The sequence below is a fragment of the Listeria floridensis FSL S10-1187 genome (assembly GCF_000525875.1).
Lineage (GTDB): Bacteria > Bacillota > Bacilli > Lactobacillales > Listeriaceae > Listeria > Listeria floridensis.
Genome location: NZ_AODF01000089.1, coordinates 1 through 507, shown reverse-complemented (window position 1 = coordinate 507; position 507 = coordinate 1). Strand labels below are relative to the sequence as shown.

Sequence of the window (507 nt, the reverse complement as noted above, 5' to 3'; positions counted from 1 at the left end):
TCAATTATATCACCTGTTCGCTTACCCCCGCCAAGATTTAAGTCAAATTCCTGCATCACTTTCTTCAGCACCTTTTGACTATTTCCTTTTATCGGAACAGCTCCAACACCCGGCGCCGCGAGTTGTCCACGCGGTGGAAGGTTCAAGCTATCACCTAGATGGTTCAGTTGTTTCTTAACCGCTGTTGTGCCTGTATGTACCTGTTCTTTTAGAACCGCTTTCAGTCCTCTTATTCGCGTGAGTGCCATTTTGTTCCCTTGCACGACAAGATTATTCACATTCTTCAATGGCGGACGCATCAGCCGTTCTAGTGCCGAACCCGTTGGAAGTCCCTTGATTCCGGTAGAAAAAGCCTTCACTGCTGGAAGCATATCCGCAACGGATAATGCCCCTCTCATCGCCCGTTCGGAAGTCTCAAGCTCTCTGCCACTTATCCAGTCTTTTCCAGAAACTTGCTGTCCCAAGCTCCAAACTACCATACACCGCCCCGATTGCCAGTCCGGCAGG

1 pseudogene is annotated in these 507 nt (G+C 49.5%); it reads right to left on the bottom strand.

Going from position 1 to position 507, the window contains the following annotated elements:
* A pseudogene (locus MFLO_RS15820) lies at positions 1–464 on the bottom strand (hypothetical protein); the annotation flags it as partial.
* Positions 465–507: the final 43 nt, after the last annotated feature.